The 19,709-nt window shown below is 37.4% G+C and carries 18 protein-coding genes; 8 read left to right on the top strand and 10 right to left on the bottom strand.

Translation table 11 applies throughout. The annotated features are described in order from the left end of the window. Positions 1-109 precede the first annotated feature (109 nt). From trpE to CHB58_RS03820, 8 genes are read left to right on the top strand one after another with little or no spacing between them, the layout of a single operon-like run. Positions 110-1,612 carry an anthranilate synthase component I gene (gene trpE, locus CHB58_RS03855; protein WP_089322795.1) on the top strand — a complete coding sequence of 501 codons (1,503 nt, stop codon included), beginning with the start codon at positions 110-112 and terminating at the stop codon, positions 1,610-1,612. 16 nt (positions 1,613-1,628) lie between these two features. Beyond that, a complete protein-coding gene (dnaB, locus tag CHB58_RS03850; RefSeq protein ID WP_089322794.1) occupies positions 1,629-3,089 on the top strand; it encodes a replicative DNA helicase in 1,461 nt (486 codons plus the stop codon). A 23-nt stretch (positions 3,090-3,112) separates the two neighbouring features. Continuing rightward, a complete protein-coding gene (locus CHB58_RS03845; RefSeq protein WP_089322793.1) occupies positions 3,113-5,167 on the top strand; it encodes an adenylate/guanylate cyclase domain-containing protein in 2,055 nt (684 codons plus the stop codon). 60 nt (positions 5,168-5,227) lie between these two features. After that, positions 5,228-6,424 (top strand): hypothetical protein, encoded by a 1,197-nt coding sequence (locus CHB58_RS03840; RefSeq protein WP_143340996.1) that lies wholly within the window; start codon positions 5,228-5,230, stop codon positions 6,422-6,424. A 12-nt stretch (positions 6,425-6,436) separates the two neighbouring features. Then, positions 6,437-7,177 (top strand): FecR family protein, encoded by a 741-nt coding sequence (locus tag CHB58_RS03835; protein WP_180706425.1) that lies wholly within the window; start codon positions 6,437-6,439, stop codon positions 7,175-7,177. A gap of 2 nt (positions 7,178-7,179) precedes the next feature. Next, positions 7,180-9,480, top strand: coding sequence for a hypothetical protein (locus CHB58_RS03830; protein ID WP_089322790.1), 2,301 nt, complete (start codon positions 7,180-7,182; stop codon positions 9,478-9,480). Positions 9,481-9,493: 13 nt separating this feature from the next. After that, entirely contained in the window at positions 9,494-10,255 is a 762-nt protein-coding gene (locus tag CHB58_RS03825) for an MBL fold metallo-hydrolase (protein WP_089322789.1), read from the top strand. Further along, positions 10,252-11,343 carry an HD-GYP domain-containing protein gene (locus CHB58_RS03820; RefSeq protein WP_089322788.1) on the top strand — a complete coding sequence of 364 codons (1,092 nt, stop codon included), beginning with the start codon at positions 10,252-10,254 and terminating at the stop codon, positions 11,341-11,343. Before CHB58_RS03825 ends, CHB58_RS03820 begins: the two co-directional genes overlap by 4 nt. Positions 11,344-11,351: 8 nt before the next feature. Here CHB58_RS03820 and rfaD read toward each other — a convergent pair whose 3' ends face one another. The 10 genes from rfaD to hemL all read right to left on the bottom strand — a co-directional run bounded on the left by rfaD (position 11,352) and on the right by hemL (position 19,555). Beyond that, positions 11,352-12,299 (bottom strand): ADP-glyceromanno-heptose 6-epimerase, encoded by a 948-nt coding sequence (rfaD, locus tag CHB58_RS03815; RefSeq protein WP_089322787.1) that lies wholly within the window; start codon positions 12,297-12,299, stop codon positions 11,352-11,354. Then, positions 12,296-12,580 carry a hypothetical protein gene (locus tag CHB58_RS03810; RefSeq protein ID WP_089322786.1) on the bottom strand — a complete coding sequence of 95 codons (285 nt, stop codon included), beginning with the start codon at positions 12,578-12,580 and terminating at the stop codon, positions 12,296-12,298. The genes rfaD and CHB58_RS03810 overlap by 4 nt, the downstream gene beginning before the upstream one ends. 8 nt (positions 12,581-12,588) lie before the next feature. Beyond that, positions 12,589-13,593 (bottom strand): 3-dehydroquinate synthase II, encoded by a 1,005-nt coding sequence (locus tag CHB58_RS03805; protein ID WP_089322785.1) that lies wholly within the window; start codon positions 13,591-13,593, stop codon positions 12,589-12,591. 9 nt (positions 13,594-13,602) lie between these two features. Then, complete coding sequence (gene argF / locus CHB58_RS03800) at positions 13,603-14,520, bottom strand: ornithine carbamoyltransferase (protein WP_089322784.1); 918 nt, start codon at positions 14,518-14,520, stop codon at positions 13,603-13,605. A 3-nt stretch (positions 14,521-14,523) separates the two neighbouring features. After that, on the bottom strand, positions 14,524-14,751 hold the full coding sequence (locus tag CHB58_RS03795; RefSeq protein WP_089322783.1) for a hypothetical protein: 228 nt from the start codon (positions 14,749-14,751) through the stop codon (positions 14,524-14,526). An 8-nt stretch (positions 14,752-14,759) separates the two neighbouring features. Next, entirely contained in the window at positions 14,760-15,176 is a 417-nt protein-coding gene (locus CHB58_RS03790; protein ID WP_089322782.1) for an NIL domain-containing protein, read from the bottom strand. Between the two features lie 15 nt (positions 15,177-15,191). Further along, on the bottom strand, positions 15,192-15,653 hold the full coding sequence (locus CHB58_RS03785) for a hypothetical protein (protein WP_089322781.1): 462 nt from the start codon (positions 15,651-15,653) through the stop codon (positions 15,192-15,194). A gap of 10 nt (positions 15,654-15,663) precedes the next feature. Next, positions 15,664-16,572 carry a quinolinate synthase NadA gene (gene nadA, locus CHB58_RS03780; RefSeq protein ID WP_089322780.1) on the bottom strand — a complete coding sequence of 303 codons (909 nt, stop codon included), beginning with the start codon at positions 16,570-16,572 and terminating at the stop codon, positions 15,664-15,666. Positions 16,573-16,576: 4 nt separating this feature from the next. Then, complete coding sequence (gene guaA / locus CHB58_RS03775) at positions 16,577-18,130, bottom strand: glutamine-hydrolyzing GMP synthase (protein WP_089322779.1); 1,554 nt, start codon at positions 18,128-18,130, stop codon at positions 16,577-16,579. A 123-nt stretch (positions 18,131-18,253) separates the two neighbouring features. Next, positions 18,254-19,555 carry a glutamate-1-semialdehyde 2,1-aminomutase gene (gene hemL, locus CHB58_RS03770; RefSeq protein ID WP_089322778.1) on the bottom strand — a complete coding sequence of 434 codons (1,302 nt, stop codon included), beginning with the start codon at positions 19,553-19,555 and terminating at the stop codon, positions 18,254-18,256. Between the last annotated feature and the right edge of the window lie 154 nt (positions 19,556-19,709).

Raw genomic sequence — 19,709 nt, 5'->3', positions numbered from 1 at the left:
TAAAGCCTCCGATTAGCTTTTGTGTAGATAGTAATTTATAGAAATTGGGAAAATAATTCTACCTTTAAAAGGTATAATTTTGAAAGAATTAAACTTTAACGGGGTAGATATGACTGTGAAGGAGATAAAGAGAATAGTTGATAAAGGGTATAACCTTATCCCTATATACCGAGAGCTTCTTGTTGATACTGAAACGCCACTTTCAAGTTTTATTAAGCTTAAAAAACTTGGAGCAAATATTCTGCTTGAAAGTGTTGAAGGTGGGGAGAAGTGGGGCAGGTATTCTGTTATAGGGATAGGAAGCCTTGTTACGGTGAAAAGTAAGGAAAGGTTTGTTGAGATAAATAGAAACGGAAGAATAGAGGTTAAAGAGATAGAAACAGACCCTCTTGAAGTTTTAAGGAATGAGTTTAAAAGGTATATCCCTTTTAAAATGGAAGGTCTCCCGAGGATGTGGGGAGGGTTTTTCGGTTATCTTGGTTATGATACTGTAAAATTTTTTGAGCCGAGAGTGGGTATGGTGGAGGAAAAAAATAAAGAAGATTCAATGCTTTATGATATGGTTTTCTCAATACCCCGTGCTTTGGTGATTTTTGATAATGTTTCAAAAACGGTGAAGTTGATAGGTTATTTGATTGTGCGGGATTATTCTTCGTTAGAAGAGATTTATAGAGAGGTTAACTGTTTTCTTGATGATATAGAGGATTCTCTTTTAAACGATAAAATTTTGAATAATCCGCCTTCTGTATCTTATTCAGTGGCTAACTGGAGTGTGAATTTTTCTGATGAGGATTTTGCAGAAGCTGTTGAGAAGGCGAAGGAGTATATAAAAGCCGGAGATATTATTCAGGTTGTTCTTTCACGAAGATTTGAAAAATCGTTTAAAAGTGATGCTCTCACTCTTTACAGAGCTTTAAGGTTCATCAATCCTTCTCCTTATATGTATTATCTTGATTACGGCGATTTTCAGATTGTTGGCGCTTCTCCTGAAGTTCTTGTTAGGGTGACAGATGGAGTAATAGAAACAAGACCTATAGCAGGAACAAGAAAAAGGGGAAAAACGCAGGAAGAAGATATTGCAATGGAAAAAGAGCTTATTTCTGATGAGAAGGAAAGGGCTGAACATATAATGCTTGTTGACCTTGCGAGAAATGATGTTGGCAGAGTTGCGAAAGAAGGCAGTGTGAAAGTTACAGACCTGATGGTGATAGAAAGATACTCCCATGTTATGCATATAGTTTCAAATGTGGTTGGAAGATTGAAGGAGAGATTTGATGCTTTTGATGTTTTGAAGGCGTGTTTTCCTGCTGGAACGGTTTCAGGTGCTCCAAAAGTTAGGGCAATGGAGATTATTGAGGAGATTGAACCTTCAAAAAGAGGGGTTTATGCCGGTGCTGTTGGTTATTTTTCCTTTGATGGGAATATGGATACGGCTATAGCGATAAGAACAGCAATTGTCAGAAGGGATAAGGTTTATGTTCAGGCTGGTGCGGGGATAGTTGCTGATTCAGATCCAGATCTTGAGGTAAAAGAAACTAAGAATAAAGCCAGAGCTATTTTTAGGGCGGTTGAGTTTGCTGAAAAGGGTCTTAGATTTGATGACCAGCAGTAAGTAAAGGGAGACTGTTATGAAATTTTTTGATATTGAAGCTGAGCTTTCAGTTCTTGGAACAGTGATAGTTCAACCGGCTTTTGCATTTCGTGCTGTTGAGCTTCTTGAGCCGGACGATTTTTTTAAAAATGAACATAAGGTGTTTTTTAAGTTTTTGAGACTGCTTATTGCAGAAGGTTACAGTGAAACGGACCTTAATGAGATTTCCTATAAGGATGAACTTGAAAAGAGAGGTCTTCTTGAGAAGATAGGTGGGGAAGAATACCTTGCTCACATGGTTGAGTTTGCCCTTGATAATTACGAAAAGTTTGAATCTGCCTGTAAGGTTGTAAAGGATAAAGCCATTCTTCGCAGAATAGATGAGATAGTGGAGGATGTGAAAGAGAAAATGGAGGAGACTCCCGACCCGGACGTTTTGATAGATTATATGGAGAAGAGGGTTTTTGCTGTTTCCGAAGAAAGGTTAACCAACTCTCTTGTTCCAATATCTGAAATTATTCCTGAAGTTGTGAAGGAGATGGAAGAACTTGCTGTAAGGAAATCTATGGTAACTGGAATACCGACCGGGTTTACAGACCTTGACCAGAAAACATCGGGACTGCACGATTCTGACTTGATAATAATAGCAGCAAGACCTTCTATGGGGAAAACTGCTTTTGCACTTTCCCTTGCATATAACATTGCCGTTGAGCGGGGAAAATCGGTTGCCATATTTTCTCTTGAAATGTCAAAAGACCAGCTTGTTAAAAGGCTTGCAGCTCAGGCTGCAGGAGTTCCCCTGAATAAGATACGTTCAGGATTTCTCTCACCTGCCGACCTTGATAAAATTCTTGAGGCTTATGATTCTCTTAAGGAAGCTCCTATCTATATTGATGATACACCAGGTATTTCTGTTCTTGATTTAAGGGCTAAGGCAAGAAGACTGCAGAGTGAAAACGGTCTTGACCTTGTGATTATTGATTATCTTCAGCTTATGAGGGGAATAAAGAAAACAGAGAATCGTCAGCAGGAAGTTTCTGAGATATCAAGGTCTTTAAAGGCTCTTGCAAAAGAGCTTAACATTCCTGTAATTGCACTTTCTCAGCTTTCAAGACAGGTGGAGCACCGTTCAGATAAAAGACCTCAGCTTGCCGACTTAAGAGAGAGTGGAAGTATTGAGCAGGATGCTGATATTGTAATGTTTATTCATCGGCCTGAGGTTTATAAAAAAGAACCACCTCCAGAGGAGCGGGGAATTGCCGAGATTATAATAGCCAAGCAGAGGAACGGACCTACAGGAACAGTTACTCTTTCCTTTATTAAAGAGCTTACAAGGTTTGAGAATCTTCAAGAGATTCCTATGGTAAATGACAAAGATAGGGAAGAGCCTTTTAAAGAAGAAGCTCCTATCATTATGGAGATGGAAGATAAGGAAAGTTCCTCCCCTCCAGATTTCACTTTTGATGAGGGGGATGATGACTATGATTTTGAGTTTTAAAACTTTTATGTAGAGAGTTTGAGATGTCTCTTAAAAAGGAGCTCCTGCCTGTACTTATTCTTTTCTGTTTAAGTGCTTTTATAACAGGAGCTGTTTTTTTCTTTAAAATCTCTCCTTTTTATGAGTTTGCACTTAAAACAGGAGATGTATTTTATTCTTTTAATAAAAATAAACCTTCAGATGATATTACTTTAATTCTGGTTGATGAGAAAAGTGTTAACCGCTTTGGAAGGTGGCCTTGGAATAGGAAAATCGTTGCTGATGGAATAAGAAAGCTTAAAGGAGCAAAGGTTGTTGGGCTTGATATGGTGTTTTCTGAAACCACAGATGAAGAAAATGACAGGAAGCTTTCTGAAGCTGTAGCCTCAAACGGTAATGTGGTGTGCGGGTTTTTTTTGAGACCTGAAGCTTCGGAAAATCCTGACGATGAGATTCTGGATACTCTTTCCGATTCAGCTCTTTTAAATGTGCCTGATGTGATAGATGCTGGAGTTTTTAAATACGTAGAGGCCAACATTCTGTCTATTACAGAGAGTTGTTTTCTCTCTGGGACTCTTAATGTTTTAAGTGATAGGGACAAGATAATAAGGCATTATCAACCTGTTTTTATCTTTAATGGAGAGGTTTATCCTTCTCTGGGGCTTCAGGTTTTAAGGGTTTATTATGGAAAAGATGCTGTTATTTCAAAAGAAGGTGTTATTTCAATCGGTGATAGAAAAGTGGCTTTTGACAGAGAAGGTGTTTTACTTAATTTTTATAAATTTGAAAATTACAGAGAAAATGTTTATTCATTTGTTGATCTTTATGATGGAAAGGTTCCGCCTGACAGAATAAACGGAAAAATTGTTCTTCTTGGGATTTCTGAAGCTGGAATTACCGATATAAAGCCATCGCCTATTGGATTTATCCCGGGTACATACTTTCATCTTACGTTTATTTCAAATTTTGTTAACGGTGATTTTGTATTTCCCGATATAAAGATTGATGTTGCTTTATCTGTTATTTTTGCACTATTAATTCTTTTTCTCTTCTTTTATGTTGGAAGTGTATATCTAAGGTTTTTTCTTTATGGGTTGGTTGGGATAGCTGTTTTTCTTATTTCTATTTTTCTGTATGTGCTGAAGATATCTTTTCCCTGGCTCTTTTTCATATACCTTTTCCTTTTTCTCTCTGTATTTTTTATTGAAATTTACTCTATCGCCAGCAAAACAAGAGAAGCAAGATTTATTAAAAGTATGTTTGGTACATACGTTTCCAGGGAACTTCTTGAGATAATGGTAAAGCATCCTGAAAGGTTAAAGTTAGGCGGTGAAAAAAGAGACATAACGGTGCTTTTTGCAGATATAAGAAATTTCACTTCTCTTTCTGAAAAGATGGAACCGGAGAAACTGGTTGAGCTTATAAATTTTATCTTTACTCCTCTTACAGAGATTATTCTTAACAGTAAGGGAACACTTGATAAATATATAGGCGATGCGATTATGGCTGTCTGGAACGCTCCAATTTCGGTTAAAAATCATCCAGAAATGGCAGTTCTTGCTGCTTACAGAATGCTTAAAGAGATGAAACGTTTAAATAAAGATTTAAGAAGGAGGGGATTTCCGGAAATAGGTATAGGGATTGGAATAAATAGCGGTAAGGCTGTTGTGGGTAATATGGGTTCAAAGAAAAGGTTTGATTACACCGCTATGGGAGATACGGTTAATCTTGCATCAAGGCTTGAAGGGCTTAACAAGGTTTACAGAACACAGGTTCTTGTATCTCAGTTTACACGTTTTAGGGTGGATGAGGATAAGTTTCCTTTCAGGTTTGTAGAGATTGATAGTGTCAGGGTAAAGGGAAAGGAACATCCTGTAAGAATTTTCACATTTCTTGATAGAGATGGTAGTGAGGAGATAAAAGAGTTTTATGAAAAGGCTTTATCTCTTTACAGGATGGGCAGGTTTAAAGAAGCACTTGCTATTTTTGAAAAGGTGGCAGATTTTCCGCCTGCTGGAATTATGATTGAAAGATGTAAAAACTTTATGGTTTCTCCTCCTGAAAATTGGGAAGGGGTTGTAACCTATTACAAGAAATAGTATGTTATAATCAATAATGAAATAATTATAAAATTTATTTTGGGTGATTTCATGAGGGGTGTGGCAAAACGTTTTATTGCTGTTCTTTTAATTCTCCTTATTCCGAAAATTTCTTTTGCTTCTGTGAAAGAGATGTTCTTAAACGAAGATTACGATGAGATAGTTGGGATTTTAAAAGATAAACCTCTGGAAATCCTTGACGCAGATTCTCTATATTATCTTGGTTACTCCTATGTTATGGTTGGTGAGTATGCCAGGGGAACGGAGCTTATCAAAAAATCTTTTTTTCTCTCTCCTTCTACTGAAAAAGGGAAAGTTCTTATAAGGCTTTTTTATGGTTTGGGAAAGTATAGAGATGTTATAGCGGTCTATAAGGAGCTTCGGAAAAGAGGTATTGAACTTTCTGGAAATCTAAAAATTCTTGTTATCAGGTCAATGATTAAAGAGGGGGAGAATCCAGACGAACTGTTGTCAACGTTTGAAAATTCCGAGCAGGTGGCAGCTTTATCTGGACTTAAAATGTTGAAAACAGTTGTATCTTTTACCCAGAAATATGATTCCAATATTTTGTTACTTCCAGAAGACCTTGATGCTGAGCCGTATTCAATTTCAGGTTTTGTTTCTGAGATTGATATTGGTACAACTTTCTTTTTTCCTTCAGGTTATACAGGTTTAAAGGTCTATTCTCTTGTTCAGAATGACAGAAATAACGACAGGTTTGATTTTTATATGGTTAGGGGATTCTTTGGAAGGAAGATAAACCGGTTTACAGGAACCGGTGAGGTTTACTACGTTTATACCGATAAAGCTTCATACCTTCTGGGGGCAGATTTGGGCTTTGCTAAACCGTTTCTTCACAGTTATTTCAGATGGAGTGGTGGATATGAGAGAAATTTTGCTGATGTAGAGAAAAGTGCATTTGTCTTGAAAGGACTTTTTGAAAAGTCTTCCTGGAACTTATTTTCTGAGTTCAAGTGGTATGGGGACGATGTTAAGAGATTTAAGATTAAGGGAGAGATCAAATTTAAAAGGAAGATTGGCAAAGCTGTTTTTCAGGGATTTCCTTATTTAAAGGTTAAGTTTTACTCAGAAGGTTCAAAGTCTGCTGTTCCCGGGGTGTATATGGAGAGTATTTACAGGTTTAAGCTGGTTGATTTTGTTTGTGGTGTTAAATTTGAGAAGAGTTTTGCCGATGGAAATCTTGAAAACGATTATACGAGATACGTTTTAAGTGCAGGTTTAAAGAAACTGTTTTAAAGGATGTGGAACATGAAAGGGTGGTTTTTGATTCTTTTATCTATACTTGTTCCTTCTATTTCCTTTGCTGCAGTTGGAAGAGTAACTTATGCTAAAGGAAAGGTTGATATAGTTAAAAAGGGGCGATTTAAGGGAGTTTCCTGGAAAACTTTAAACGGAGAAGTTGACGTTGGTGATATTGTAAGGACAAAAAGGAAGAGTGAGGCACAGATAAAGTTTATTGACAATACTGAGGTGTTTCTTGCAGAGAGAACCCGCCTTATAGTTGAAAAGTATATTCCTGAAAGAGAAGCTAACATGTCTCTTCCTTTTGGCAGGGTGATTTACAGGGTTTCTGGAAGGACCGCCGGCGCTTTTAATGTTAAAACTCCTATAGCTCTTATAGGTGTGAAGGGAACTGAATTTCTCGTTGACGTTAATTTTGAAAGGGTTTTAGTTGCTGTTTTAAAAGGTGTTGTGGAAGTGAAAAACTTCTTTACAGGGGAAAGAGTAATTCTTGGCAGTGGTTCTATTGTGAGGATAGAGGGAAAGGAGAAAACAACTCCTGAACACGTAGGAGTTGATAATGTAAAGAATATTGTTGAAAGTTCCACGATGGACGGGAAGAAAGTAGAAACTTATACCGTTGTTGATTATCCTGTGGTTTCTGCTGATGTTGCTGAAGACGTGATTCAGAGTATAGAGGTAAAAGAGAAAGAAGATAATCTTAATGTTCAAGTAGAAATCCCTGAAACCTCTATAGAAGGGATGTAGCCATGAGAAAAGTTTTGTTGACTTTTTTAATTATTTCCCTTCTGATAGTTTCAGGATGCTGGTTTTCAGGTAGCTATGAGTCTGAAAAGGTTAGCGCTAATCTTTTTATTACTGCGCAAATACCTGTGAAAAAGGGGACTTTTTTTTATACGGTCAGGGTTGTGGTTGATGGCGTTGACCTTGATACTCCTATTATGAAGGAGTGGAGTGGTCTTTCTGCTGGAGAACATACCTTTTCTCTTACTGTGCCTGAAGGTAAAAAGGTGGTTGAGCTTGTTGTTTACAGGGATGTTGAAGGCACTCTTTATCCTGTTTACTCAGGTTATAGCCTGGCTGAGGTAACAGAAAATACTGCAATAAATCTTTCTCTCTCCCCTCTCTTTAACATTTCCGGGGTTTCTGGTGGTATAACTACTGGAGAGTATCCTTTGATTAGAGATGCAGTTTATGAGATAAACGGTGATGGAGTTAAGCCTGTAGATGATAATTTTACCGTTACAACCCGTTATATTCTTGATGTTCCGGTAGATAATGAGTATCAAAATGTTACAAAAGTTATCTGGAAAGAGTTTCTCTCATACGGAGATAAAAGTTTCTCCATTTTCGGAAAGAAGGAAAAGGTTGATTTAAATCTCTATTATTCAGACCTTGATAAATCCTCTGAGTATCTATCTGCTCCGTTTGGTCTTTACGGATTTACATCTTCACTTTACGATTTTGATGGCACTACAGGTTATCGTATGGTTCTTTTTACAAAGCACCTTGAGGGAATGTATACTTATGATGTTTCTATTGAAAGAACAGAAAATGATACGTTGATAACAGTCTCTGAAGGAGTTTATAATGATACCCGGGAAATTATATCCCTTCTGGAGTTTACAAACAGAACAGTTGCTATAACAGGTGTTTACAGGGGGAATCTTTATCCAGCTCCTTTTATTTTTTACAGCTTTACAGGAAACTTTTCAATCAGTGAGAATCTTTCAGATGTTCTATTTTTCCCTGAAGGCGGTTTTATTGACAATGGAAATTTAATATTTACCTCTTTTGGTTTTAATAAAACCTCTTCTTCTTTAACAGAGCTTGGACTTTCTTTTTCGGAAAGTTTGCCAGAGCCGTTCTATCTTTCGTTTTTCGGAGTTAATAAGCTTAATCTTAATGCAACCTATTTTTCCGCTTTGAGAGAAGCCACTTCTTTATATCCTGTAGCTCTTTTTGATACTTATAATGTTGACGGTTTAACTTCTTTAACAGGTAAGGTTGGGTTAACTGCTCCTTTTAAAACTGTGGACGGTTATTTAAGTTACTCTTCCAGTTATCTTCCAGAAACAGGAGACAGAAGTGTTTTTGAGGGAGTTACTTCAGACGGAAAGTTTGTAAGAGTTCAGTCTCCAGTTACCGTTTCTGGTAATGTTGATTTTCAGGATATATCTGGTATACCTGATGTTTGGATTGATTACAGGATTGACAGTAATAGCTTTGTTCTGCAGGTTAATGCTGATTATGCTTTTGATTTCTGCGATGTTGAGTTTTTAAAAAATGAGAATAGAAAGTTTTTTGCACCTGTTTCTTCAGGGTCTCCGCTGGAAGAGTATCTGATATTTAAAGGGTTAAAGCAGCCATTGAAGGTTTACAGGAAAGTGGCATCTGACGTTGTTTTTATAAAAGGAGAGCTACCGCCTGAAGAGTCCCTTTTAAAGATTTACTGTTATAATGACACTTACGGGGTTGGTAAGGTTTACAGATATTCTAACGGTGCTTTTGAGCAGTTGTTTAAGTTTCCCGATTCAATTACAGATGGAGGTTCTCTTCCTTTAAGCGTTGATTCTTTTGAAATTGTTGCGTCCTGGAGTGGTGCTGTTGCTGATGGATTTGCTACGGATGGCAAGAAACTTGAGCGTTTTCTGGTAAACGGGACTGAAGGAAGAATTCCGATTGTAAGGCTATTAAATATGAGCGGCAGCGTAACTTTAACAGCTGTTGATTATAAAAGCGGTGTAAAGAAACAAACAGCCCTGACGGTTAACAAACTTGGTGTAGAAAATGTTACTCTTGATCTTGTTGGTGGTAACTGGACAGGATATTTAACATGGGATCCGATTTTGTTTAATGGAAATGGAACCTGTAGCTTTAACATTCTTGATTCCTATTACGGTTCTCAGAACGACACCTGGAGCATTGACGTTAATTTACCTTACTACGAGTATGTGGAACCTTATAAGCCAGATTTTATATACGCAGTGGAGTTTTGTAATGATAGTGGAAACTATACTTTGAATTACTATCTCTATAAAGTGCAGTAAAGAGGTTTAATTTATGGAAGTGTATGTGGCGGGAGCTTTTGGTTCAAGACGTCCTGGAATGAATCTGTCAACATTTGTTATTGATGATATTGTTGTGATTGATTGTGGAGCTCTTTTTTCAGGTGATGTGAAACTTGATAAAGTAAAAGCTGTTTTTCTGACTCACTGTCACGCTGACCATATAAAAGATTTACCATTTTTTATTGATGTCTTTCCCTTTGAGGATTTTAGAAAAGAGCCTTTGACAGTTTTTGGTAATGATGAGGTGATTGATGTTTTAAACAGACATCTTTTTAATGGGAAGGTATGGCCTGAAATTGATAAATTAAAACTTGAGAATGATGCTCCTGCTGTTGTTTTAAGAGAGGTTAAGTTGTTTTGCCCGTTTAAATTTGAGGATTATACCGTTATCCCAACTCCGGCAAACCATACTGTGAAAACGAACGGATATGCTATTTTTAGAAACGGGAAAGGGGTAATGATTTCAGGAGACACATATAGATGTGATGAAATGTGGAGGTTTTTACTGGCAGAAAAAGAGATAAAAGCGTTTTTTGTTGATGTTTCCTATCCGTCTGAGAGGAGAGAGCTTTCATCAATTGCCCTTCATTACAATTCTGATGAGCTTATCAAAGATATTGAAAGGTTTTCGGCAAAAGAGAAATTGAATATATACGCATACCATCTTAAATATCCGTTTGCTGATGAAATAAAGGTTGAGCTGGAAAAAAGTGGAATTTTTTCTCTTTATGATGGACAAAGGATAAAGGTATGAATAAGCTTCAGATACTTCTTAAATTTGCAGAGGAAATTATTCGGGAGAAGGATTTAAACTGTCTTCTTTCACTTCTTTCTGATGTTGCAAGGGATATTCTGGAGGTTGACAGATGCAGTTTGTTTCTTTCAAATCCTGAGAACAAAACGCTCTGGACTATAGTGGCTCACGGTGTTAAAAAGATAGAGATTCCCTGGGATAAGGGAATAGCAGGATGGGTTTTTAGAAACGGTAAATCTTTGATAGTTAACGATGCCTATTCTGACTCCCGGTTTGAAAAAAGTGTTGATGCAAAGACAGGTTACAGAACAAGAAATATCCTTGCAGTGCCACTTATAAATAGAAAAGGGGAAGTTATAGGAGTTTTTCAGGCTATAAATAAGTTAAAGGGTGATTTTACTGAGGAGGATGAAGACCTTTTAACCCTTTTAAGCGGGTATGCTGCCTCTGCGATAGAAAATGCCGCTCTTTATATAGAGCTTAATAACGCTTATAAAGATACGGTCTTAAGACTTTCCCATGCTGCTGAGTTTAAGGACAGGGAGACAAAAAATCACATTTTAAGAACGGGACTTTATGCAAGGGAGATAGCAGAGTATCTCGGTCTTGATGAGGAACTTGAAACAGTTTTTCTCGCCACACAGATGCACGATATAGGAAAGATAGGTATTCCCGATTCCATTCTTCTCAAACCAGGTAAGCTTACAGATGAAGAAAGAAAAATTATGGAGCAGCATACAATTATCGGTTATGAAATTTTAAAGGGAAGTAAAAGCAAACTTTTGCAGATTGCCGCACTGATAGCTCTTGAGCATCATGAGAAGGTGGATGGTTCAGGTTATCCTTATGGGAAAAAGGGAGAAGAGATTTCCATATACGGGCGTATAGCATGTGTTGTAGATGTGTTTGATGCTTTAATTTCTGATAGACCCTATAAAAAAGCGTGGCCAGAAGAAAAAGTTTTTGCATTTCTGAAAGAGAACATAGGAAAGATGTTTGATGAGGATGTAGTAAATGCTGTTTTTAAAAGAAAAGATAAGTTACTCAGAATAAAAAGAGAATTTAAAGACGAGTATGAAGGGGATTAAATCCCCTTCTAAAAATCGATTTCATCTAAATCAACGTTTTCCCTTATCCATTCTATGTATTCAGGGATTCCTTTCTCTATTGGTGTCTCTGGAGTCCATCCGAGTATCTGTTCTGTTTCTGTGAGGTCTGCTTCGGTATAGTTTTGATAAAATTTATAAGGATTGTCAAAATATTCGGTTTCAACCTCTATTCCAAGACTCTCTTTTATTATTTTAACCACATCGTTAAATGTTCTTGCCTTTCCTGTTCCGACGTTTACAATGCCACTTTTCTCAGATTCCATTCCCTTTATGTTCGCCTCTACACAGTCCATTACGTAAACAAAGTCTCTCTTTTGCTCTCCCCACTTAAAAAGTCTGGGCTTTTTCCCTTTCATTATCTGAACTGCAAGTTTTAAAACCATACTTGCCATCTTTCCTTTAAAGGTTTCTCTGGGACCGTAAACGTTAAAGTATCTGAGTCCCACTATATGAATCTCAGGGTGTTCTTTTATGAACTTATAAGCGACCATATCCATTGCATACTTTGAAAAGCCGTAAACGTTTTCAGGAAGCAGCTTCTGGTTGACTTTCATAGGAACTTCGCCGTTTCCATAAACAGCAGCAGAAGAAGCGTATATTATAGAGGAGTTGTTTTTAAGAGCGGTTTGGAGGATAGTTTTGAACGCTTCGCAATTCACTTCCATCATCTCTTTCTGTCTTGTATCTGTTGTGTCAACGTTTGCCGCCTGATGAAATATAACATCAAAGTTTCTTTCTTCTATTTTTTTTACAGTTTCAGGGTCTGTTATTGAACCTGTTATGATTTCGCCGTCAAACCCTATAAGATTTTTAAAGTGGCCAGAAGAGAAATCGTCAAGAACCACAACTTCAGCATCCGGATATCTTTTCCTTAATTCCAATGCAAGGTTTGAACCTATGAAACCGGCGCCGCCTGTTACAAGGAATCTTTTCATTCGTCAATCTCTCCTTTCAGGTATGTTTCATATCCTTTATTTGAAAAGACTTCTTTTACTTTTTTTGCGAAGTCAAGGGCGAGTTTGTAGTTGTTAAAGGTTGCAAGGGTTTTTGCTTCCTCCAGATTATCCCCTGTAAATCTCATTACTGATACGCCCCATTTAAACCTTTTTGTATCTTCAGGGTTTTCAAATATTCTTTGAACATATATATCACAAAGTTTATCTTCTGAAAATCCGCTGTCTGGAACATCTGCAAGGAACTCTTTAAAAAAGTCCATCTTTCCTCCTACTTTTCAATTATCGTTTCTTCAACCTTCATTCCAAAGTGCCTTCCCGGTTTTTCTGTATATACTAAAACCTCATCACCAGGTTTTAGTTCAACAACAGATATCGGTTTTCCTTCTGGTGTGGTTAACCTTATGGTTTCAGCGTTCTGGAGAATTCCTGCAACTTTCTTTCCGTCTTCTGTTTCAGCCTCTATAAGAAGCATAGGTCTTCTTTCAACCTTTGCCCTTCCAACGTAAGCTATTCTGCCTTCTCCTTTGTAGTTGTATATCATTATCTCATCACCGCTTTCAATTTCTGATAGGTATTTTGTTTTTCCACCAGGTAATCTTACATACATATGAACAGCACCTGCATTAACCCTGAAAGGTCTTGCTGCAACATAAGGGTTTGACTCTGTTTCAGCATGAACGAGAAACATTCCGGCTGAAGAGTTACCGACAAGTGCTCCTTCTCCCCTTTCCATCAGGGATGCTGTGTCTATACATACACGGTCGCACATACCGATAGGTTTTACTCTCACTATTTTTGCCTTTTTAAGATTTACTTTTTCGCCGGCAAGTCTTATGACTTCTCCTGTTTTCTTTATTTCGTTTATATTTTCTGTATCAAGAACAACTCCCTTTGTTCCCTTTTCAAGTATTGTTATCGCTGTTTTTGCTTCTTCACTATTTCTTACCCATGCGTAAAGATTCTCTCCCTGGGCGAGCAGGTTTTCTATCGGGATAATTGTCCAGTCAGTTGTTTTAACTATTACATTTCTTCCCTGTTTTAGAAGTTTTGCAGCTTCCTCTTCGTCGGCTTTGTTTTTTATTTCAACTATTACAAAATCTTCACCAAGCTTATAGTCTCCGTCTGGTGCAATCGTTTTAATTTTTGCTAACTTCTTAACAGTTTTACTTCCACCCTTTTCAAGTAAAAGCGCTGTCACTCCAGATTCAAGTGCTGTTGTTATTACCGTTTTCTGGTCAGGACTTTTTATGTTAACAATAAGCTCTTTTCCCATTTTCTCCCCCTATCTTATAAGCATTGTAAGAAGTGCTTTCTGTGTGTGAAGTCTATTTTCTGCCTGATCCCACACGATGGAGCGGCAGCTTTCTATCACATCTTCTGTTACCTCTTCTCCTCTGTGAGCTGGGAGACAGTGCATAAATAGGACGTCCGGTTTTGCATGTTTTAACAGTTCACTGTTAACCTGATACGGCATAAATATCTCTCTTCTTTTTTCGGTTTCTTCCTCCTGTCCCATACTTGCCCAAACATCTGTGTAAACGATGTTAGCCTCTTTAACCGCTTCAACAGGGTCGTTTGTTATTACTATTTCTGCACTTGTTGTTTTTGCAATCTCTTCTGCCTTTTTTATGTAAAATTCGGACGGTTCATACCCTTGTGGTGTTGCTGCGTAAAAGTTAATTCCTGTCATCGCTGCACCTATAAGCCAGGAGTTGCAGACGTTGTTTCCGTCTCCTAAAAATGCAACTTTAAGTCCTTTAAAATCCCTGCAGTATTCTTTAATTGTGAAAAGGTCTGCAAGAATCTGGCAGGGATGTTCTTCGTTTGAAAGTGCATTGATTACGGGAACCTTTGAATATCTTCCAAGTTCAACAATTCTTTCCTGTTTAAATGTTCTTATCACTATACCGTCCACATACCTTGAAAGAACCCTTGCAGTATCTTTTATCGGCTCTCCTCTACCAAGCTGAGAGCTTCTTGTATCCATGTAGATTCCGTGGCCTCCAAGCTGAATTACTCCAACCTCAAAGGAAACTCTTGTTCTTGTAGAAGGTTTTTCAAAAATAAGTGCAAGAGTCTTTCCCTTTAAAGGCTCAAATATTTCACCTTTTTTCTGTTTTTCTTTTAGAGTCTCTGTAAGTTTTAGAAGATCTTTTAACTCCTCTTTTGTAATATCAAGCATAGAAATAAAGTCCCTCATTACTTAGTCTCCCTGTAACTGTTTAAGTTTTTGCAGTGTCATTTTAAACTGGTTGTCCATCTGTTCAAGACGGGTTTTAACTTCAAAGTGTTCCTTTTCTATCTTTAAAAGCCTTGTATCTATCTCTTTCAGTTTTGTAGAAAATCCATCAATTAAAAAGTAAAGTTTGAGAGAAAAGAGGAACAGCATAACTATTAAGATTAAAAGAGAAACGAGCAGAAGTTGAAACACTCTACCTCCTAAAAATCTGGTGAGTATATTATCCTTGTCGGACATGCGGATATACAGTGGCCACATCCGACACATTTTGATTTGTCAAACTCCACCTTAAACGTTTCGATATTAAGATGAAAAGCGTTTGTCGGGCACGGGGCTATACATGCACCGCAGTGGATACACTTTTCATCCTCCCTTATTATATCAAGCTCTAAAGGTCTTATTTTTACATTGATGCTTTTTAGAAAGTTTATGCCTTTCTGAATCTTTTCAGGAGTTCCATTAAGTTCAAGGACAGCAGAGCCCTCCATTTTCGGCAGGATTTCAGCCCTTAAAATATTAACCACAAGGTCGTAGTCTTTAATCAATTTATATATTACAGGTTTATCCCATGTTTCTTTCGGTAATGTAAGAACAATTTTTACAGAGGATTCTTTCATTTATTTTCTCCCTGCTTACGGCTTTACTATCTGTATAGGTATCTTTTTCCTTACAAAAACTTTTATAAACTGTTGAAACTTTGCAGCAAGGTCAGGCTGGGTTGAAGTTACCGCAAAAATAAGGTCTTCCTCTTTCTTAATCCTGAAGTAGAAATTGTAGAAGTAGATTTTTTTAAATGCCACTTTATAACCTGCGGCTGCAGCTTCAACCTTTTTCCAGTCAACCTCTCTTACTGTATCTCCCTTAAAGTTTTCTATTCTGATGAATTTTGGAGTCATTATAAATTTAAAATTGGTAAGGGTCGGTTTTAGTTGTTTATATAGAAGGTATAGGAGGGCAACAAGAATTCCAAGAAGCAGGAATCTCAATATTCCGTGAGAAATTATAGCTCCTATAAGAATTGCAGTGTCAATCGTTACAGGTATCGCCATAAATAGTAAGCTCTGTTTCACTTCAAATCTTTTATCTGACGGCATATTGCCTCCTCTACTTTATTGACAGCATTTTATCTATAGCTATCTTTGCCTTTTCAGCTATTTCTCTATCTACATCAACTTCATACTTCTCTTCTTCTAAACAGTTTATGAGCCTTTCGGCTGTTATCATTTTCATCTGGTCGCATATAAACTGCTGGTATGCAGGATAAAACTTCCCCTCCGGTTTTGCCTTTTTTAGTTGATGAATAATTCCCATTTCTGTTCCAATTATAAACTCTTCCTTTTTAGTTTCTTTTACAAAGTTAATAATTTTTGATGTGCTGCCTACAAAGTCTGCAAGTTCTCTTATCTCTTTTTTGCATTCTGGATGAACAAGAACTGCAGCTTCAGGATGCATTTTTTTAAGCAATCTTACACTTTCTACAGGAACTTTTTCGTGAACGGGACAGTATCCCTGCCACAATTTTATCTCTTTACCTTCAACCTGTTCTGCAATAAACTCTCCAAGATTCCTGTCAGGAGTAAACAAAATTTTATCGGTGTCAAGGGAGTTTACCACTTTAACTGCGTTTGCAGATGTGCAACATATATCTGATAGTGCTTTTACTTCAGCTGTACTGTTTACATAGGTAACAACTGCATAATCAGGATTTTCTTCCTTGAATTTTTTTAGCTCATCTTCTAAGACCATGTCTGCCATGAGGCATCCGGCTTTCGGATATGGGATTAAAACCTTTTTATCAGGATTTAGAATTTTTACCGTTTCTGCCATGAAATAAACACCGCACATTACAATGATATCTGCTTCAATTTCCGTGGCTTTTCTTGCAAGTTCAAGGGAGTCACCAACAAAATCAGCTGCTTCCTGGATTTCCGCTTCCTGATAAAAGTGGGCAAGTATTACAGCATTTTTCTCATTTTTTAAAGTCAAAATTTTTTCTATAACATCTTTTCTCATTTTTTCACTCCCACTCTATAGTGCCAGGCGGTTTTGATGTTATGTCATAAACTACTCTGTTTACTCCTTTAACTTCATTGATTATTCTGTTTGATATCCTTTCAAGAAGTTTAAAGGGCAGCTTTACCCAGTCTGCTGTCATTCCGTCTGTACTTTCAACAGCACGGATGGCTATAACATAGTCGTAAGTTCTTTCATCTCCCATAACTCCAACGGTTTTAAGCGGAAGAAAGACTGCGAACGATTGCCATATCTTATCGTAAAGCCCTGCTTTCTTTATCTCTTCAAGAACTATTGCATCAGCTTCTCTAAGTATCTCTAAATATTCAGGTTTGACTTCATCAATTATCCTTATGGCAAGTCCGGGGCCGGGGAACGGTTGCCTTTTTATTATTTCATCAGGCAGGCCAAGTTCTTTACCAAGTTCTCTTACTTCATCTTTAAAGAGCTCTCTTAAAGGTTCTATAAGTTTAAAGTTCAGTCTTTCAGGAAGACCACCAACGTTGTGATGGGATTTGATGGTTGCAGATGGTCCTTTTACAGAGACACTTTCTATAACATCAGGATACAACGTTCCTTGAGCCAAAAATTCAGCGTCAGGTATCTCTTTTGCCGCTTTTTCAAAAACTTCTATAAACGTATGGCCGATAATTTTTCTTTTCTTTTCAGGGTCTGTTACCCCTTTTAACCTTTCAAGGAAAAGATCTGATGCATCAACAGTTTTAAAATTTTTCATATGAAATTTTTCTTTAAAGGTTCTCTCCACACTTTCCCTTTCACCTTTCCTCAAAAGACCTGTATCAACAAATATAGGATAAAGCTGGTCTCCTATGGCCTTATGAAGAAGAGCTGCAACTACAGAGGAGTCAACTCCACCTGAAAGGGCACAGATAACATTTTTATCTTTAACTGTTTCTCTAATTTTTTCTATTTCATACTCAATAAAGTTTTTCATTGTCCATGAAGGCTCGCAGCCACAGATTTTTAATGCAAAATTTTCAAGGATTTCACTGCCATACTCTGTATGTTTAACTTCTGGATGAAACTGAACTCCAAAAATTTTTTTCTCTTTGTTTCTTATACTTGCAAAAGGTGCATTATCAGTCCTGGCTATAGGTTCAAATCCTTCGGGAATTTCAAGGACTCTGTCTCCATGACTCATCCACACATTAAATGTTTCTGGAAGATTTTGAAACAGGTCATTTCTGTCAAGCACTTCTAAAGTTGCTTTTCCATACTCATGCTTTTCCGCTTTTATAACTTTACCACCAAAAAGATAAGTAATAAGCTGCATCCCATAGCATATTCCAAGGACAGGAACTCCAAGTTCAAAAATTTCTTTACTTATTTTTGGAGACCCTTCTGTATAGACACTTGCAGGACCACCGGAAAGTATAATTCCTTTAGGTGCAAACTCTTTTATCTTTTCAAGAGAGATATTGAAAGGGTGAATTTCACAGTAGATATGCTTTTCTCTGAGCCTTCTTGCTATAAGCTGTGTATATTGGGATCCAAAATCAAGAATCAGAATTTTACTTTCATGGATATCTTTTGCCATAACAAAACTCCGTTTTTAAATTTGGAATGAATTAATACAGAGAAATTATACTACCTTTACTGTTTGTGCAAGATAGGAAAATGAAGAAAGGAGCGGCGGAGAGCCGCTCTGTAAAGTATGGTTTTATAGAATTTCCTTTATCGCTTTAAACGATTCCTCGGCAGCCTGAATACTCTTTTCAATGTCCTCTTCTGTGTGGGCTATAGATACGAAAGCAACTTCAAACTGGGAAGGGGCAAGATAGACTCCTCTTTTTATCATCTCTTTGAAAAATGCCGCATAGGCTTCTGTGTTTGAGGTTGCGGCTGTTGAAAAATCTTTCACCTCTTTATCTGTGAAGAACACACAGGATAAAGATTCAAGGTTTTTAAAGCAAAGTTTATCGGCAACTCCGGCTTTTTCTGCGGCAGATTTTACGCCTTCGGCAAATTTTTTACCTTTTTCTCTTAAAGTTTCATAAGTTCCTGGCTTTTTAAGAATCTCAAGGGTTTTTATTCCAGCAACCATTGCGAGAGGGTTTCCTGAAAGGGTTCCTGCCTGATACACAGGTCCTTCAGGTGCGAGATAATCCATTATTTCGGCTTTTCCTCCGAAAGCTCCAACAGGAAGCCCTCCGCCGATTATTTTCCCAAAGCAGGATAGGTCTGGAGTTATACCGAAATACTCCTGTGCTCCTCCCGGTGCAAGTCTAAACCCTGTAATTACTTCATCAAAAATTAATAGAATACCTTTTTCTGCTGTTATTTCTCTCACCTTCTCAAGAAAACCGTCTTCAGGCATTATAAGACCTGCGTTTGCCATGACAGGTTCCATTATTACGCAGGCTATTTCATCCCCTATTTCATCTACAACTTTTTTAAGGGCATCAATGTTGTTATACGGGACAGTTATTGTATGTTTTGCGAAATCTTCAGGTATTCCTGGGCTTGTAGGCACTCCAAAAGTTGCAAGTCCAGAACCTGCCTTAACAAGAAGTGAGTCAACGTGTCCGTGGTAGCAACCTTCAAATTTTATAACTTTGTCTCTCTTTGTGTATCCTCTTGCAAGTCTTATGGCACTCATCGTTGCTTCGGTTCCTGAATTTACCATTCTAACTTTTTCAACGCCGGGAACCATATCAACTATCATTTTTGCAAGTTTTACCTCAAGCTCTGTAGGAGCACCGTAACTTGTTCCTTTTTCTGCCTGTTCTTTAATAGCGTTTACAACTTCCGGATGAGCATGTCCTAAAATCATAGGCCCCCATGAGCAGACGTAGTCTATATACTCATTTCCATCAACATCCCATATATGTGAACCTTTTGCTTTTTCTATAAATCTTGGAATATCACCTACGGACTTAAAAGCTCTAACAGGGCTGTTAACTCCTCCGGGTATATATTTTTTAGCCTCTTCAAAAAGGGCTTTTGACTTCTCCACTGACATAGGTTCCTCCCTGACTTTCTAAGGATTTAAAAGGAAGTTTACCATAAATAAGATAGCTTTTCCCTCTATTTCTGTTTTACACTTTAACCTTTACTTGGATAAAAAATTCCCCTAAATTAATAACCGTTCCTAAAAAACAATTTCATCAAGGAGC

The sequence above is a fragment of the Desulfurobacterium atlanticum genome (genome assembly GCF_900188395.1).
Lineage (GTDB): Bacteria > Aquificota > Aquificia > Desulfurobacteriales > Desulfurobacteriaceae > Desulfurobacterium_A > Desulfurobacterium_A atlanticum.
This window is presented reverse-complemented; position numbering and strand designations above follow the sequence as displayed.